This is a genomic window from Falsiroseomonas sp. (genome assembly GCF_041690465.1).
Lineage (GTDB): Bacteria > Pseudomonadota > Alphaproteobacteria > Acetobacterales > Acetobacteraceae > Falsiroseomonas.
Genome location: NZ_JAWLHG010000001.1, coordinates 383,716 through 397,427 on the forward strand (window position 1 = coordinate 383,716; position 13,712 = coordinate 397,427).

At 71.7% G+C, this 13,712-nt stretch carries 12 protein-coding genes; 6 read left to right on the plus strand and 6 right to left on the minus strand.

What is annotated here, in order from left to right:
* Nucleotides 1–43 precede the first annotated feature (43 nt).
* From ACESM1_RS01900 to ACESM1_RS01910, 3 genes are read right to left on the minus strand one after another with little or no spacing between them, the layout of a single operon-like run.
* Complete coding sequence (locus ACESM1_RS01900) at nt 44–1,171, minus strand: ABC transporter permease (RefSeq protein ID WP_372617189.1); 1,128 nt, start codon at nt 1,169–1,171, stop codon at nt 44–46.
* A 3-nt stretch (nt 1,172–1,174) separates the two neighbouring features.
* Nucleotides 1,175–3,901 carry a ribosome-associated ATPase/putative transporter RbbA gene (gene rbbA / locus ACESM1_RS01905; protein WP_372617191.1) on the minus strand — a complete coding sequence of 909 codons (2,727 nt, stop codon included), beginning with the start codon at nt 3,899–3,901 and terminating at the stop codon, nt 1,175–1,177.
* Nucleotides 3,898–4,902, minus strand: coding sequence for an HlyD family secretion protein (locus ACESM1_RS01910; RefSeq protein WP_372617193.1), 1,005 nt, complete (start codon nt 4,900–4,902; stop codon nt 3,898–3,900). The genes rbbA and ACESM1_RS01910 overlap by 4 nt, the downstream gene beginning before the upstream one ends.
* Nucleotides 4,903–5,360: 458 nt before the next feature.
* Between ACESM1_RS01910 and ACESM1_RS01915 the strand changes: the two genes are divergently transcribed.
* From ACESM1_RS01915 to ACESM1_RS01935, 5 genes are all read left to right on the plus strand, one after another.
* A complete protein-coding gene (locus tag ACESM1_RS01915) occupies nt 5,361–6,416 on the plus strand; it encodes a mandelate racemase/muconate lactonizing enzyme family protein (protein WP_372617195.1) in 1,056 nt (351 codons plus the stop codon).
* A gap of 141 nt (nt 6,417–6,557) precedes the next feature.
* Nucleotides 6,558–7,568 (plus strand): TRAP transporter substrate-binding protein, encoded by a 1,011-nt coding sequence (locus ACESM1_RS01920; protein WP_372617197.1) that lies wholly within the window; start codon nt 6,558–6,560, stop codon nt 7,566–7,568.
* Between the two features lie 13 nt (nt 7,569–7,581).
* The gene (locus ACESM1_RS01925; protein WP_372617198.1) at nt 7,582–8,118 is read left to right on the plus strand and encodes a TRAP transporter small permease; all 537 of its coding nucleotides are present in this window, start codon (nt 7,582–7,584) and stop codon (nt 8,116–8,118) included.
* Nucleotides 8,119–8,133: 15 nt separating this feature from the next.
* Nucleotides 8,134–9,414, plus strand: a complete 1,281-nt coding sequence (locus ACESM1_RS01930; RefSeq protein ID WP_372617199.1) for a TRAP transporter large permease — start codon at nt 8,134–8,136, stop codon at nt 9,412–9,414.
* A gap of 10 nt (nt 9,415–9,424) precedes the next feature.
* Complete coding sequence (locus tag ACESM1_RS01935; protein ID WP_372617200.1) at nt 9,425–10,039, plus strand: GAF domain-containing protein; 615 nt, start codon at nt 9,425–9,427, stop codon at nt 10,037–10,039.
* 10 nt (nt 10,040–10,049) lie between these two features.
* Here ACESM1_RS01935 and ACESM1_RS01940 read toward each other — a convergent pair whose 3' ends face one another.
* From ACESM1_RS01940 to ACESM1_RS01950, 3 genes are read right to left on the minus strand one after another with little or no spacing between them, the layout of a single operon-like run.
* Entirely contained in the window at nt 10,050–11,420 is a 1,371-nt protein-coding gene (locus ACESM1_RS01940) for an amidase (protein ID WP_372617201.1), read from the minus strand.
* Nucleotides 11,417–12,109, minus strand: a complete 693-nt coding sequence (locus ACESM1_RS01945; RefSeq protein ID WP_372617203.1) for a cyclase family protein — start codon at nt 12,107–12,109, stop codon at nt 11,417–11,419. Before ACESM1_RS01945 ends, ACESM1_RS01940 begins: the two co-directional genes overlap by 4 nt.
* A gap of 37 nt (nt 12,110–12,146) precedes the next feature.
* Complete coding sequence (locus ACESM1_RS01950) at nt 12,147–13,379, minus strand: ROK family protein (RefSeq protein ID WP_372617204.1); 1,233 nt, start codon at nt 13,377–13,379, stop codon at nt 12,147–12,149.
* 114 nt (nt 13,380–13,493) lie between these two features.
* Between ACESM1_RS01950 and ACESM1_RS01955 the strand changes: the two genes are divergently transcribed.
* Complete coding sequence (locus tag ACESM1_RS01955) at nt 13,494–13,691, plus strand: hypothetical protein (protein WP_372617206.1); 198 nt, start codon at nt 13,494–13,496, stop codon at nt 13,689–13,691.
* Nucleotides 13,692–13,712: the final 21 nt, after the last annotated feature.

The window sequence follows — 13,712 nt, forward strand, 5'->3', positions numbered from 1 at the left end:
GTCGCGCCGCCCCGCGCTCTGCTTCAAGCATGTCGCCGCGGCGTCAGGCCGCAAGGGCGCGGCGGAAGCGCCAAAGGCCGATCAGCAGGAAGACCGCCCCGACCACCGCCGTCGCCAGGAAGCGCGGCCAGACGATGGACAGGTCCGCGCCCCTGAACAGGATCGCCTGCGCGAAGGCGACGAAATGCGTCGAGGGCACGAGCTGCATCGCGTATTGCAGCGGCAGCGGCATGCTCTCGAGCGGCGTGTCGGCGCCCGAGAGCATGTTCATCGGCAGCACGGTGAGGATGAACAGCAGGCCGAGCTGCGGCATGGACCGCGCGACGGTGCCGAGGAAGATGCCGAGCGAGGTGGCGAAGAACAGGTAGAGCGCCGTGCCCGCCAGGAAGAGGCCGAGCGAGCCGGCCAGCGGCGCGCCCACCGCCCAGCGCAGCACGACGACCAACGAGACCGCCACGGCAGTCAGGATGACCAGGCCGTTCGCCCAGAGCTTCGCCACCATGATCTCAAAAGGCGTCAACGGCATGGCGAGCAGGTGGTCGATGGTGCCGTGCTCCCGCTCGCGGATCAGCGCCGCGCCGGCCAGCAGCACCGCCAGCATCGTCACATTGCCGACGATGGCCATCGCGCCGGAAAAGCGCGCGCTGTCGAGCGCCTGGTTGAAGGCGATCCGCAGCTGCAGCGCCACCGGCTCGGCAGCGTCGCGCAGCGCCGTCTCGCCGCCGGCATAGCGCGCCACCTCCTCGGCCACGATGCGCTCGATGTAGCCGGCGCCGATGCCGGCCTGCAGCATCGCCGTCGCGTCCACATTCACCTGCACCACCGGCCGCCGCCCGGCCCGCAGGTCGCGCTCGAAGCCGGGCGGGATGTCGAGCACGAAGGTCCAGCGGGCGGCATCCATGCCGGGCGCCATCTCCGGCGGGGCGATGATGTCCGGGCTGCGGAAGTTCGGCGCCAGGAACGCGCCCGCGATCCGCCGGGACAGCACGGAGCGATCCTCGTCCACGATGGCGATGGCGGCGTTGCGCAGCTCGTGCGTCACCCCCGTCGCCTGGCTGTAGACGGCGAAGGTGAAGGAATAGACCACGAAGGCGAGCAGGAAGGTGTCGTGGCGCAGGCTGCGCAGCTCCTTCACGCCGAGCCACAGGATGTTGGACAGCGAGCGTCCCATGCCTCATCGCTCCTGCTTGCGCAGCAGCAGCACGCCGGCCACCGTCAGCACCGGGATGAAGGCGGCGAGCGGCAGCAGGAAGGGCACGAGATCGGCGAAGCCGAGCCCCTTGGTGAAGGCGCCGACGCTGATCTTCATGAAGTGGCCGGTCGGGAACAGCTCCCCGATCACGCGGCCGGCGCCTTCCAGGCTGGCGACCGGCTGGAGCATGCCGGAGAATTGCGTCGCGGGCATCATCGTGGCGATCGCGGTGCCGAACAGGGCCGCGATCTGCGTGCGCGTGAAGGCCGACATGACGAGCCCGATCCCGGTCGCCGCGGTGACATAGAGAAGCGCGCCCAGCGTCAGCCCCGCCAGGCTGCCCTTCAGCGGCACGCCGAACACCGTCACCGCCATGACGAGCATCAGGGCGAAATTGCCCATGCTCAGCACGACATAGGGCAGCTGCTTGCCCAGCAGGAACTCCAGCCGCGTGACGGGGGTGACGTAGAAGTTGGTGATGGAACCGAGCTCCTTCTCCCGCACGACGCCCAGCGCCATCAGGATGGAGGGGATCAGCATCAGCAGGATGGCGATGGTGCTCGGCACCATGGCGTAGATGCTCTTGAAGTCCTGGTTGTAGCGGAAGCGCGTCTCGATCCCGGCAGGCGAGAGGATGCGCGTGCTGCCGGGGTCGAGCGTGGCGAGGAAGCCCGCATGCAGCCCCGCGACATAGCCGGTCGCCGTCTCGGCGCGGAACGGCAGCCCGCCATCGAGCCAGGCGGCGACCTCCGTCGGGCGCCCTGCGCGGAGGTCGCGGCCGAAGCCGGACGGGATCTCGATCGCCACGGCGATCTCGCCGCTGCGCAGGCGGCGCCACATCTCCGCCTCGTCTGCGATCGGTGGCCGCTCCTGGAAATACGCGGAACCAGAGAAGTCGCGCAGATAGGCCCGGCTCTCCGTGGTCCGGTCACGGTCGAGGGCGGCGAAGGTCAGGCGGTTGACATCGGTCGAGATGCCGAAGCCGAAGACCAGCATCAGCAGCGCCGTGCCGATGAGCGCGACGGCGAGCCGGATCGGGTCGCGCCGCAATTCCAGCGCTTCCCGCCAGGAATAGGCGTAGAAGCGGCGCAGCGCGGCGCGCGCGGAGCCGCCCGGCGGCGGCGTGGCGGCGCCGGCCGCGGGCAGGGCGGCGGCATCCGGCACCTGCTCCGCTGCGCTTCCCTGGTCCGCCTCGCGCAGATGGCCGATGAACGCTTCCTCCAGCGTCTCGGCGCCGCGCGCTTCCTTCAGCGCCTCCGGCGTGCCGCTCGCCAGCACGCGGCCAGCATGCATCAGCGAGATGCGGTCGCAGCGCGCCGCCTCGTTCATGAAGTGGGTGGAGATGAAGATCGTCACACCTTGCCGGCGCGAGAGATCGACCAGCAATTCCCAGAAGGCGTCGCGCGCCAGCGGGTCCACGCCCGAGGTCGGCTCGTCCAGGATCAGCATCTCCGGCGCATGGATCACGGCGACGGCCAGCGACAGCCGCTGCCGCACGCCGAGCGGCAGGTCGGCTGCGCGCGCATCGCGGTGCGCCGAGAGGTCGAAGCGCTCCACCATCTCCTCCACGCGCGGCCGGATGCCTTCCCGCGGCAGGTGGAAGAGACGCGCATGCAGGTCGAGGTTCTGCTCGACCGTCAGCTCGGCATAGAGCGAGAAGGATTGCGACATGTAGCCGACGCGGCGGCGCGTCTCGAGGCCGCCCTTGCCGGCCGGCTGGCCGAACAGCCAGGCCCTGCCCTCGGAAGGCGGCAGCAGCCCGGTCAGCATCTTCATCGTCGTCGTCTTGCCGCAGCCATTCGAGCCGAGGAAGCCGAAGATCTCGCCGCGCGCGATGCGGAAGCTGACATGGTCCACTGCCACGAAGTCGCCGAAGCGGCGTGTCAGCCCCTCCGCCACGATCGCGGGCTCCTCCTCCGTCTCCGGCCGCGGCGGGATTTCCAGGCGCTTCGCGCCGTGGCGGGCGGCCTCGGGCAGCAGCGCGACGAAGGCCTCCTCCAGCGTCGCCGCGCCGGCCTGCGCGCGCAGTTCGGGCGGCGCGCCGGCGGCCAGCACCCTTCCCGCATGCATCGCGACCAGCTGGTCGAAGCGCTCCGCCTCCTCCATGTAGGCGGTGGCGACGACGACGCCCATCGAGGGGCGCCGCACCCGGATGCGCTCGATCAGCTCCCAGAATTGCTGGCGGGAGAGCGGGTCCACGCCCGTGGTCGGCTCGTCCAGGATCAGCAGGTCGGGGTCGTGCACCAGCGCGCAGCAAAGGCCGAGCTTCTGCTTCATGCCGCCGGAGAGCTTGCCCGCCGGCCGGTCCGGGAAGGGCGCGAGGCCCGTCGCTTCCAGCAGCTCCGCAATCCGCCGCCGTCGCTCCGCCCGCGCATGGCCGAACAGCCGCGCGAAGAAATCCACGTTCTCCGCGACGGTGAGGTCCGCATAGAGGTTCCGCCCGAGGCCCTGCGGCATATAGGCGATGCGCGGCGAGACGGCGCGACGATGCGCGGCGTCGGCCATGTCCCCGCCGAGCACGCGCACGCTGCCCGCCTGGATGCGCCGCGCGCCGGCGAGCAGGCCGAGCAGCGTGGACTTGCCCACGGCATCCGGCCCGATGACGCCGAGCGTGCCGCCGGCGGGCAGCGCGAGCGACACATCCTCCAGCGCAAGCGTCGTCTTGTAGCGATGGACGAGGCCCGTCGCCTCGACGATCGGTGCGCTCACCCGCTCCACCAATCCGTTCCCGTCAGGCGCGACTGCAGGAAATCCGGCCAGGCCACATCCGGGTCCAGCCGCACATAGGCGAGGCCGGTGAGGCCGACCTTCACCCGGTCCTCGTAGCGCCGCAGCAGCGCCGGCGGCACCTTCACCCGCACGCGGTACATCAGGTTCTCCCGCTCCTCCCGCGTCTCCACCTGGCGCGGCGTGAACTGCGCCTGGGAGGCGACGAAGGAGACGCGACCGGGCACCGGGGTTTCCGGCACGGCGTCCAGCACGAGCCGCGCCTCGGCGCCGATGGCCAGGCGGCCAGCCGCCCGCGTCGGCAGGAAGATCGTCATGTAGACATCGGTCAGGTCGAGGATGGTCAGCACCTTGCCCCCGGGTGCCAGCACCTCGCCCGGCTGCGCGAGCCGGTACTGCACGCGGCCGCTGCGCGGGGCGCGCAGCGCCGCCTCCCGGATCTGCTGGTTCAGTCGCTCGACGCCGGCTTCCGCCGCCTCGACCGCCTCCCGCAGCGCCTCGACATGCCGCTCCGCCGCGTCGCGCGCCGCCTCGGCCGACCGCGCCTCGGTGCGGTGGCGGTCCACGGTCTGCTGCGGCGCATGCCCCTGTGCCGCCAGGCGCAAGGTACGGTCGAGGGTGCGCGCGGCGAGCGTGGCCTCGCCGCGCCGCTGCTCGAGCTGCGCCAGCGCCTCCTCGACGGAACGGCGGTAGCGGCGCGTCTCCGCCTCGGCCTGGCGCACCTGTGCCTCGAGCTCCGCCGTGTCCATGCGGGCGACGACCTGGCCCGCTTCCACCATCTCCCCCTCGCTCGCCAGGATCTCGACGATGCGGCCGGCGAACTTCGTGGCGACGTCCACCTGCTCCGCCTCCAGCCGCCCGTTGCCGAAGGCGATGCCCTCCGGCAGGCGCGCCTCGCGACCCTGCCACCAGGACCAGCCGCCTGCCGCAAGCACGGCGGCGAGGACGAAGACGGCCAGCAGGATCTTCGGTCCGCGCCGCACGGTTTCAGGCAACCCGATCGGATGCGCGACCGCCGACGCGCGCAGCGACAACGCGGAAGCGAGACCTCCCGCAGGGGGCGATGGTGGTTTCGGGCATGGGCTCCTCCGCGCTGCGCTGCCGCCTGCTCGGCTGTTCCGGCGCCCGCGGCGCCACGTCCAGGAGACCGTCTAATCCGGCCGGAACAGTCGGACCTTGCGCCAGATCAGTCCGCCAGGGCGGCCAGACCTCCCGACCTCACGCGTGTCTGATCGTCCGCTCGCGGCTCTGCTTCCTTCGCCTCGACCCCGTCCGTCCCGGTGGCGTGGCTGCAGGCGTTCGGCGTGCATCAGGCCGAGGGCTGTGCTCCACTCCTCGAGCCATGCCTGCGGATTCCGCCCCTCTCCCCCATGCCGTCCCGGACCTGGGCGACGCGCCGCTCGGCACCATACGTCTCGATGCGTTTCCGTTGCGCCTTCGGATGCGAACCCCGATGCGGCTGGCCAGCGAGGTCATCACCCATGCGGAGACGCTGCTGGTCCGGGCACGCGGTGCGGACGGGGAGGAGGGCTGGGGCGAGGCCGCCTCGGCGCCGACCATGACGGGCGAGGTGCTGCCCGGCATGGTCGCCGTGGTGGAGCGGCATCTTGCCCCGACCCTCGCCGCCGCCGGCACCGAGCCACCTGTCCGCGCGCTGATGCGCATGGCGCGGAGCATCCGCGGCAATACCGGGGCGAAGGCGGCGGCGGAGATCGCGGTCCTCGACCTGCTTGCCCGCCGCGCCGGGCTGCCCTTCGCCGCATTGCTCGGCACGAAGCTGCGAAACGAGGCACCCGCGCTGCTGATGATCGGCGGCGGCGGCCCGGCCGCTGCGCTGGAGGCGGCGCGCGCCGGTTGGGACGCGGGCTACCGCCACTTCAAGATGAAGGTCGGCCTCGCCGAACCGGCCGAGGACGCCGAGGCGGTGCAGGCGCTGCGCGCCGCCTTGGGCCCGGGCGCACATCTCTCGGCCGATGCGAACATGGCATGGACCGTGCCGCAGGCACTTGATTTCGTGCGGCGGCTGGCCGCGGGCCAGCTCGACTACCTCGAGCAGCCGGTCGCCGACGATGACCTCGGCGGCATGGCCGCCGTGCAGGCCGCAGCCGCCTTCCCGCTCTGCCTGGATGAGGGGCTGCACGGGATGGAGGACATCGCGCGAATGGCCGCCGGCGGCGCCGCGCGCGGCGTGGGGCTGAAGGCGATCAAGCTCGGCGGTGCGCTCGCCGTGCTGCAGGCGGATGCGTGCTGCGCCGCGCTCGGCATGGCCCAGACCCTGGCCTGCAAGATCAGCGAGAGCTCGGTCGGCGCGGCGGCCACGGCGCAGCTTGCCTGCCTCTTGCGGGATGTCGGCTGGGGCGTGAGCATCACCTCCGGCTACCTGGCGGAGGATCCGGTTCTGCCGCGCGTGCTGCCGCAGCAGGGCATGGTGCGTCCGCCGCCGGGGCCGGGGCTCGGCGTGCGGCCTGATCCGGCCTGGATCGCAGACGGCCGCTGAACTGGCGCGAGGATTGCATGCGCGGCAACATCGTGTGGCATTGCTTACCACCGGAAATCAAATAAGCTGCAGGGCGCCACCCGGCGGCAGCAAGAGGCAGCGGCGCCATCAGACGGCGCCGCCAAGCAAGGAGACAGGCTCATGGGTATGCATCGCAGGACCATGCTCGGCGCGCTCGTTGCCGCTCCCGCGCTGCTCACGCGTCCGGCGCACGCCGCCGAGGTGACGCTGCGCTACGCCGGCACGCTGCCGACCAGCCATCACAACGCGCAGGGACAGCAGCGCCTGGCCGACCGCGTGAAGGAACTCACGAATGGCGAGGTGGAGATCCAGGTCTTTCCCGCCGGCCAGCTCTATGGCGCGCGCGACATCCCCACGGCCGTGGTCTCCGGCGGCGTGGACATGGGCCACAACCTCACCAGCGTCTGGTCCACCGATGCCGTGGCGGAGATCCCGGACCTGCCTTTCCTCTTTGCCGACGCCGCGCATGCGGAGCGGTGCTGGGATCCGAATGGCCCGCTGCACCGCGGCTTCTCCGCGCATATGGAGCGGCGGCGGATGACGATGGTGCACACCATGTTCTTCGGCTCGCTGTTCGACTTCGGCAACAACGTCAGGCTGATCCGCGCACCCGCCGACCTGCAGGGGCTCAAGATCCGCGGCTACGGCCGCCTGTCCGCCGAGGGGCTGCGCGCGCTCGGCGCCTCGCCGATCGTGATGTCGCCGGGCGAGATGTATCTCGGCATCCAGCGCGGCACCATCGACGGTGCCATCACCGGCGTCACCTCGCTGGAATCCCGCAAGATCTGGGAGGTGGTGCGCCATGCCACCATCACCGGCGCCGCCTTCGGCGTGATGGCGGTGAACATCTCCACCGCGCGCTTCAACGCGCTGAAGCCTGCGCATCGGGAGGCGCTGCTGAAGGCGGGCGAGGAGGTGTTCCGCTGGTCGGTGCAGGAGAGCGACCGGCGCGACCGTGCCTCTACGCAGTTCCTGATCGACAAGGGCATCGAGACCCACATCCTCTCGCCCGAGGAGAAGACCGCCTGGGGCCGCGGCTTCGCGCCGGCGGTCGCGGCATGGGAAGGGCGCGCCTCGGCGGAGGCCAAGCAGATCGTGGCGGCCGTGCAAGCGCTCAGGACCGCGGCCTGAGGCGGCTGCCGCCATGCCGCTCCGCAGCGTCGCCACCGCGTTCGACAGGGTGGTGCGCATCCTGAGCGTCACCCTGGCGCTGTTCGCCGGCGCGCTGCTGGCCATGCTCTACATCATCGTGCAGTTCGAGGTGGTGATGCGCTTCGTCTTCCACGCACCCACCCACTGGACGCATGAGGTCAGCACCTTCGCGATCTCCTGGGTGGGGCTGATGGCCGCGCCCTATGCGCTGCGGCTGGGCAGCCAGCTGGAGGTGGACCTGGTGGTCAGCCGGCTCTCGCCGCGCAGCCGCGCGCGGCTCGGCATCGCCACCGACCTGCTGGGCGCCGCCTTCTGCGGCTTCGCGGCCTGGCTCGGCCTGGGCTTCGTCGAGATCGCGCAGATGATGGAGGCGACCAGCGCCTCGGAGCTCGATACGCCGCTCTGGATCCCCTACCTGGTGATCCCGATCGCGTTCAGCGCCCTGTGCCTCGAATTCCTCGCCCGCGCCCTGACGCGGGCCGGTCTCGTCGCCGGGCGCGCGCCGGCGGCGGAAGTCCAGCACGTCTAGCGGCCGGAGCACCTCATGATCGCCGGGGTCTTCGTCGCGCTGCTCGCCTTGTTGGCCACCGGAATCCCGGTGGGCATCGGCATCGCCATCGTCGGGCTCGGCGCCGGCTATGCCGGCATGGGCGAGGCGAGCCTTGCGGCGTTGCCATCCACGCTGTTCGCCGGCATCAACTCCTTCCTGCTGATCGCCATCCCGCTCTTCATCCTGATGAGCGAGATCCTGAGCCGCGGCGGCGTGACGGAGATCCTGTTCAACGCCGTCACGCGATGGCTCGGCCACCTGCCGGGGGGACTCGCGATCTCGGCGGTCGTGACAAGCGCGATCGGCGCCAGCATCACCGGCAGTTCGGTGGCGAACGCCGCAAGCATGGCGATCGTCTGCGTGCCGCCGCTGCTGGCGCGCGGCTACGACCGGCGCTTCTCCTACGGGCTGGTCGCCGCGGCGGGCACGCTCGGCATCATGATCCCGCCCTCCATCCCGATGCTGCTCTACGGCGAGATCACCGAGGAATCGATCGGCGCGCTGTTCATCGCCGGCATCGTGCCGGGCCTGGTCATCACGGCAGCGCTGATCGCCTATGCCGTCTTCGTCTGTGCCCGGGGAGGCGTGGCGGAGAAGCTGCCGCGCGCGACCCGCGCCGAGCGGCTGGAGGCGACGCGCCGCGCCCTGCCGGCGCTGGCGCTGCCCGTCATCGTGGTCGGGGGGATCTACAGCGGCATCTTCACGCCCACCGAGGCGGCGGCGATCGGCGTGACCTGGGCGCTGATCGTGGGCGTGTTCGTCTATCGCAGCGTCGGCCTGCGCGAGATCGCCGCGGCGCTGCGCAGCACGCTGCTCTCCACCTCGCTGATCCTGGTCATCATCGCCGGTTCCAACGTGCTCGGCGCCGCGGTCACGCGGTTGCAGATCAGCCAGGACATGCTGGCGCTGGTGCAGTCGCTCGACCTGCCGGCCTGGGCCTTCGTGGCCGTGACCATGGTGCTGCTGTTCATCCTCGGCATGATCCTCGAGGTGATCTCGATCATCTTCATCGTCCTGCCGGTGCTCCATCCCATCATCGTCGCACTCGGCATCGATCCGATCTGGTACGCCGTGATCTTCACGCTCAACATGGAGATCGCACTGATCACGCCGCCGGTCGGCATGGTGCTCTACGTGCTGACCGGCATCCTGCGCCGGCCGATCGCCGAGATCATCCAGGGCGTGCTGCCCTTCGTCATCGTCCTGGTCGCCTGCCTGCTGCTGCTGATGGCGTTCCCCGGCCTCAGCACCTGGCTGCCGACCGTTCTGCACTGAGGACAAGGCCATGAACGACTTCGGAACCCTGGCGCAGGAGGCGGTGCTCGCGTTCGCCCGCATCGGCGGCGAGGCGGCGCGCGCGGCCGGGCCGGAGGAGGCGCTGTGGTGCGTCACGCGCTGCCTGCCGGCGCTGCTCGGCGATCCCGCGGCCGCGCTCGCGCCCAATGCCTTCCGGGAACAGCCGCCGAACTCCATCGGCTGCGCCGCCGCCGCCTTCCTGCGCATGCCCGACGGCCGGCACCACCTGATCGCCGCGCCGGTGAACTTCCCGGCCGAGCAGCACCATGAGCTGGTGGATATCAGGCTCGGCCATCCCGGCGAGGTGGCGCACAGCCATCACCCGCTGCTGCTGCGGGACACGACGCTGGTGCCGAGCTTCGTGAAGATCCTGCAGGCCTTCCGCGCCGGCTCCTCGATGTTCGCGCCGATGATGTGGCAGGGCCGCTATCTCGGCGTGCTGATCTGCGCCAACGCCGCCCGCCGCACCTTCGGCGAGCGCGACCTGGCGGTGCAGACGGCCTTTGCCGCGCTTGGCGCCGCGCTGTTCGTGGCGCAGGGCGGCCCGGCCTGGCTGGAGCGGCTGGACACCACCGGACTCCCGGTGCGCAGCACCGGCACCTGATGTCGCGCGCTCAGCCCTCGAGCGGCGCGAGCTGCCGCCAGGGCCGCGCGGCCTCGATGCTCGCCGCCAGGTCGAGCAGCGCCGTCTCCGACCCCGGCGGGCCGATGAGCTGCAGCCCGACCGGCAGCCCCGACGCACCGTAGCCGCCCGGGATCACCACGGCCGGCAGGCCTGCGAGGTTCACCACCGTCGAGAAGATGGCGCCTGCCCGCGGACCGGCCGCACGCCCGTCCACCATCGGCGGGAAGCCCTTGTCGCGCGGCCAGGGCATGATCGCGGCCGAGGGCGTCAGCACGGCATGGCCGCCCCGCACCCAGTCCACCAGCTCGGCGCGCAGTGCCGCGACGCGATCCGAGGCGCGCACATAGTCGGCGGCGGAAAGCGCCAGACCGGCCTCCGCCTGGGCGCGGATCGCGGGCGTGACCAGCGTTTCCCAGCCCGGATGCGCCGTGACGACGCGCGCCACGCCGGCCGCGGCAAGCGTGCCGAACAGGGCACCGACCTCGTCGGGATCCCACGCCGCCGGCACCTCCTCCACGTCATGGCCGAGCGCCGCGACGCCGGACAGCGCCGCGGCGAAGGCCGCGCGCACCTCGGGATCCACTGGCGCATCGCCGCAGCCCGCGACGGCACGCAGCCGCAATCCTGTCGGCCAGCCGGGGAAGGGCAGTGCAGGGTCGGCGATCGCATCGAAGGCGGCACGCAGATCGGCCACGCAGCGGGCGATCGGGCCGATCACCTGGAAATCCTGTGCCAGCGGCGGAAAGCCGTGGCGGCGCGGCACGCGGCCGATGCCGGGCTTGATCGTGGCCAGGCCCGCATGCCCGGCCGGGCGCCGCAGCGAACCGCCGGCATCGGTCGCGAGTGCCAGCGGGCCGATGCCCGCGCCGACCGCCGCCACCGCGCCGCCGCTCGATCCGCCGGGAGAGAGGTCGGGCGCCCAGGGGTTGCCCGTCGAGCCGAACACCGGGTTGTCGGTGAAGCCGGCGAGCGCGAATTCCGGCGTGTTGGTCTTGCCGATGATCACCGCACCCGCCGCGCGCAGCCGTGCCACCGGGAGGTCGTCGCGCGGCGCGACGTGGTCGGCGTAGAGCCGGCTGCCCCAGGTGGCGCGCATCCGGCCGACGAACAGGTTGTCCTTGACCGTCAGCGGCACGCCGTCCAGCGGGCCGCGCTGCGTACCGGAGTGCCAGCGGGCCGTGCTCTCCGCCGCAGCCGTGCGCGCCCCGGCTTCGTCAACCGTGACCACGGCATTGAGGCGCGGGTTCACCTGCGCCAGCCGCTCCAGGCAGGAATCCAGCGCCGCGGCGGGCGTGGTTTCGCCGGCGGCGAAGGCGGCGGCGAGTCCAGCCGCCGTCAGCTGCCAGGGCGCCCGGCTCATTCGTCCAGCAACGCCACGGCGCGCACCGGGCTGCCGGTGCCGCCACGGATGCGCAGCGGCATGGCGAGGAACCGGAACCTCCCCTTGCCCACCAGCTTGTCCATGTTGATCACGCCCTCGTAATGCGTGAAGCCGAGGTCGCGGCAGACATGGTGCACCTCGAAATTGTTGCGGCCCGGGCGGCCGGGGCTGACCGATTCCACGGCGAAGGCGGTGATGCCCTTGTTGCCGAGCCAGGTGGCGCTTTCCTTGGTCAGGCCGGGGAAGTCGGTGATGTAGCCCTCGGTGCCGGCCGCGCGGGCGTAGAAGCCGGTGTGGAGCAGCACCGTGTCCTTCGGGCGGATCTCGATGCCAGCGGCGCGCTCCGCGGCTTCCAGATGCGCGATGGTGATGTCGGTCCGATCGGGCACATGCGTCAGGTCGAGGCAGACAGCCTCGGTGAAGAAGGTCTCGAGCGGCATCTGGTCGATGGTCTTCGCGCCGGGGCGGCTGTCGAAATGAATGGGCGCGTCCACATGCGTGCCGCCATGGTCGCCGGTGTGCAGCACCATCGTCGCGGCGGAGAATTCGTAGCCGTCGGCAACCCGCTTCTCGTCATGCGTGCTGAACGGATAGACCTCGATGGTCGGATGGTTCGGCAGCCGCTGCATCTTGTGGACGATCTCGCGGGTGAGGTCGATGAGCTTCATCCGGCGGCTCCTGCGTGCAATTGCTTACCACCGGCAATCATAGAGGCCGGCTCGTCGCCCCGGCAAGCAGAGGACCGAGGTCCAGCGGACGCGCCAGGGCGAACTCCACCAGCGCCAGGCGCTCGGCAGCCTGGAGGTAGTCCATGTGCGAGACGATGACCGGCGGGGGCGCGAGGCCCGCGCGGCGGAAGGCCTGCACCAGGCTCTCGCGCGCCGCCGCGGCATAGGGCGCGGCGGCCGCGACCGGTCCTGCCAGGAGCACCTGCCGCGGCCCGACGGGCGCGCCGAGCGCGAACAGGTGCTGCCCCATCACCCGCCCCGCCGCCGCGAAGGCGGTGCGCACCTCGCCGCCCACTTCCGCCGCCGCGACGGCCTCCGCCAGCTCCGAGGCCCGCATGTCGGCCCAGCTCGCCGGGCGGTCGGCCGTGCGGCGCAGCCGTTGCAGGATCCCGAATCCGGCCGCGGCCGTCATCAGGCAGCCGGTCGCGCCGCAGATGCAGCGCCCCTTCGCGCCGGGCACCGCGATGTGCCCGGCCATGCGCTCGTCAGCCGTGCTGCGGACCGGCGCGCCGTCGAGCAGGATGGCGACGCCGAGCCCGAAGGCGACATGCAGAACCAGCGTCGGCCCGGGCAGCCGCAGGCCACCCGTGCCGGCGGCGCGCATGGTCTCCGCGACGCCGAGCGCGCGGCCAACCGTCTCCGCAAGCGCCGGGATGCCGAGCCGAAGCTGCAGATCGGCGACGAGATCGCGGCCGCGGAGCACATCGAGCGACGAATCCAGAACCTGGCCGGCCGCATCGACGGCTCCGGAGGTGATGGCTGCGAGACCAAGCAGGCGGGGGCGCGACACGTTCTTCAGCGCGAGCAGCCGTGTTGCCGTCTTCGCGATGGTGTCGGTGAGCGCCGGGTAGGAGCTGGGCAGGCCGCCGCCGATCGCGGCCTCGGCCACCCGTCGTCCGGTGAGATCCACCAGCGAGACCCGGCGGTCGGAGATCGTCAGGCTGACGGCAAGGAAGAAGGCGCCGCGTGCCCGCGGCAGCAGCGGGATGTTCCGACGGCCGCGCTGGCCTGGATTGGCGACCTGCTCGTCGCCTTCACTGACCAGCCCCGCATCGATCAGGTCACGCGTGATGCGCGACACGGCGGCCGCCGTCAGCCCGATCCGCTCGGCGATCTCGCTGCGAGACGGCCCTTCAAGACGCAGGATCTGCCCCAGCACCAGGCCCTGGTTGTGATCGCGCACCGCGTCCAAGCGCGTGCCGTTCTGCATGTGCGAATCCCGCGACGGCCGAGGGCGTGGCCGCGCCTCCAGGATGCATCGGACCAGCATCCACCCTGCCCCGTCAATTCGAGGTGGTCCTGCTGCCTGGACGGCGCCTGGGTGATGCGCGACGGCACGGTGCCGACGATGAACGAGGCCGCCATCATCCGGGAGGCGAAGGAGATCTCATCCCGCGCCTGGTCGCGCCTCTTCGCCGAGCGGCCGGACATCGAGATCCCGGGCGGCTTCCGCCCCCTGCCCGCCCATGTGGCCGACGGCACCGCGCGGGTGGCGATGCAGACGGTGTCGAAGAGCGGCTGACGGCGCCGGGCCTCAGCGGCT

Coding starts and splice junctions, on each gene's coding strand:
- ACESM1_RS01900 (WP_372617189.1), bottom strand. CDS start 1,171: ATGGGACGCTCGCTGTCCAACATCCTGTGGCTCGGCGTGAAGGAGCTG.
- ACESM1_RS01915 (WP_372617195.1), top strand. CDS start 5,361: ATGCGAACCCCGATGCGGCTGGCCAGCGAGGTCATCACCCATGCGGAG.
- ACESM1_RS01920 (WP_372617197.1), top strand. CDS start 6,558: ATGGGTATGCATCGCAGGACCATGCTCGGCGCGCTCGTTGCCGCTCCC.
- ACESM1_RS01925 (WP_372617198.1), top strand. CDS start 7,582: ATGCCGCTCCGCAGCGTCGCCACCGCGTTCGACAGGGTGGTGCGCATC.
- ACESM1_RS01930 (WP_372617199.1), top strand. CDS start 8,134: ATGATCGCCGGGGTCTTCGTCGCGCTGCTCGCCTTGTTGGCCACCGGA.
- ACESM1_RS01935 (WP_372617200.1), top strand. CDS start 9,425: ATGAACGACTTCGGAACCCTGGCGCAGGAGGCGGTGCTCGCGTTCGCC.
- ACESM1_RS01940 (WP_372617201.1), bottom strand. CDS start 11,420: ATGAGCCGGGCGCCCTGGCAGCTGACGGCGGCTGGACTCGCCGCCGCC.
- ACESM1_RS01945 (WP_372617203.1), bottom strand. CDS start 12,109: ATGAAGCTCATCGACCTCACCCGCGAGATCGTCCACAAGATGCAGCGG.
- ACESM1_RS01950 (WP_372617204.1), bottom strand. CDS start 13,379: ATGCAGAACGGCACGCGCTTGGACGCGGTGCGCGATCACAACCAGGGC.
- ACESM1_RS01955 (WP_372617206.1), top strand. CDS start 13,494: ATGCGCGACGGCACGGTGCCGACGATGAACGAGGCCGCCATCATCCGG.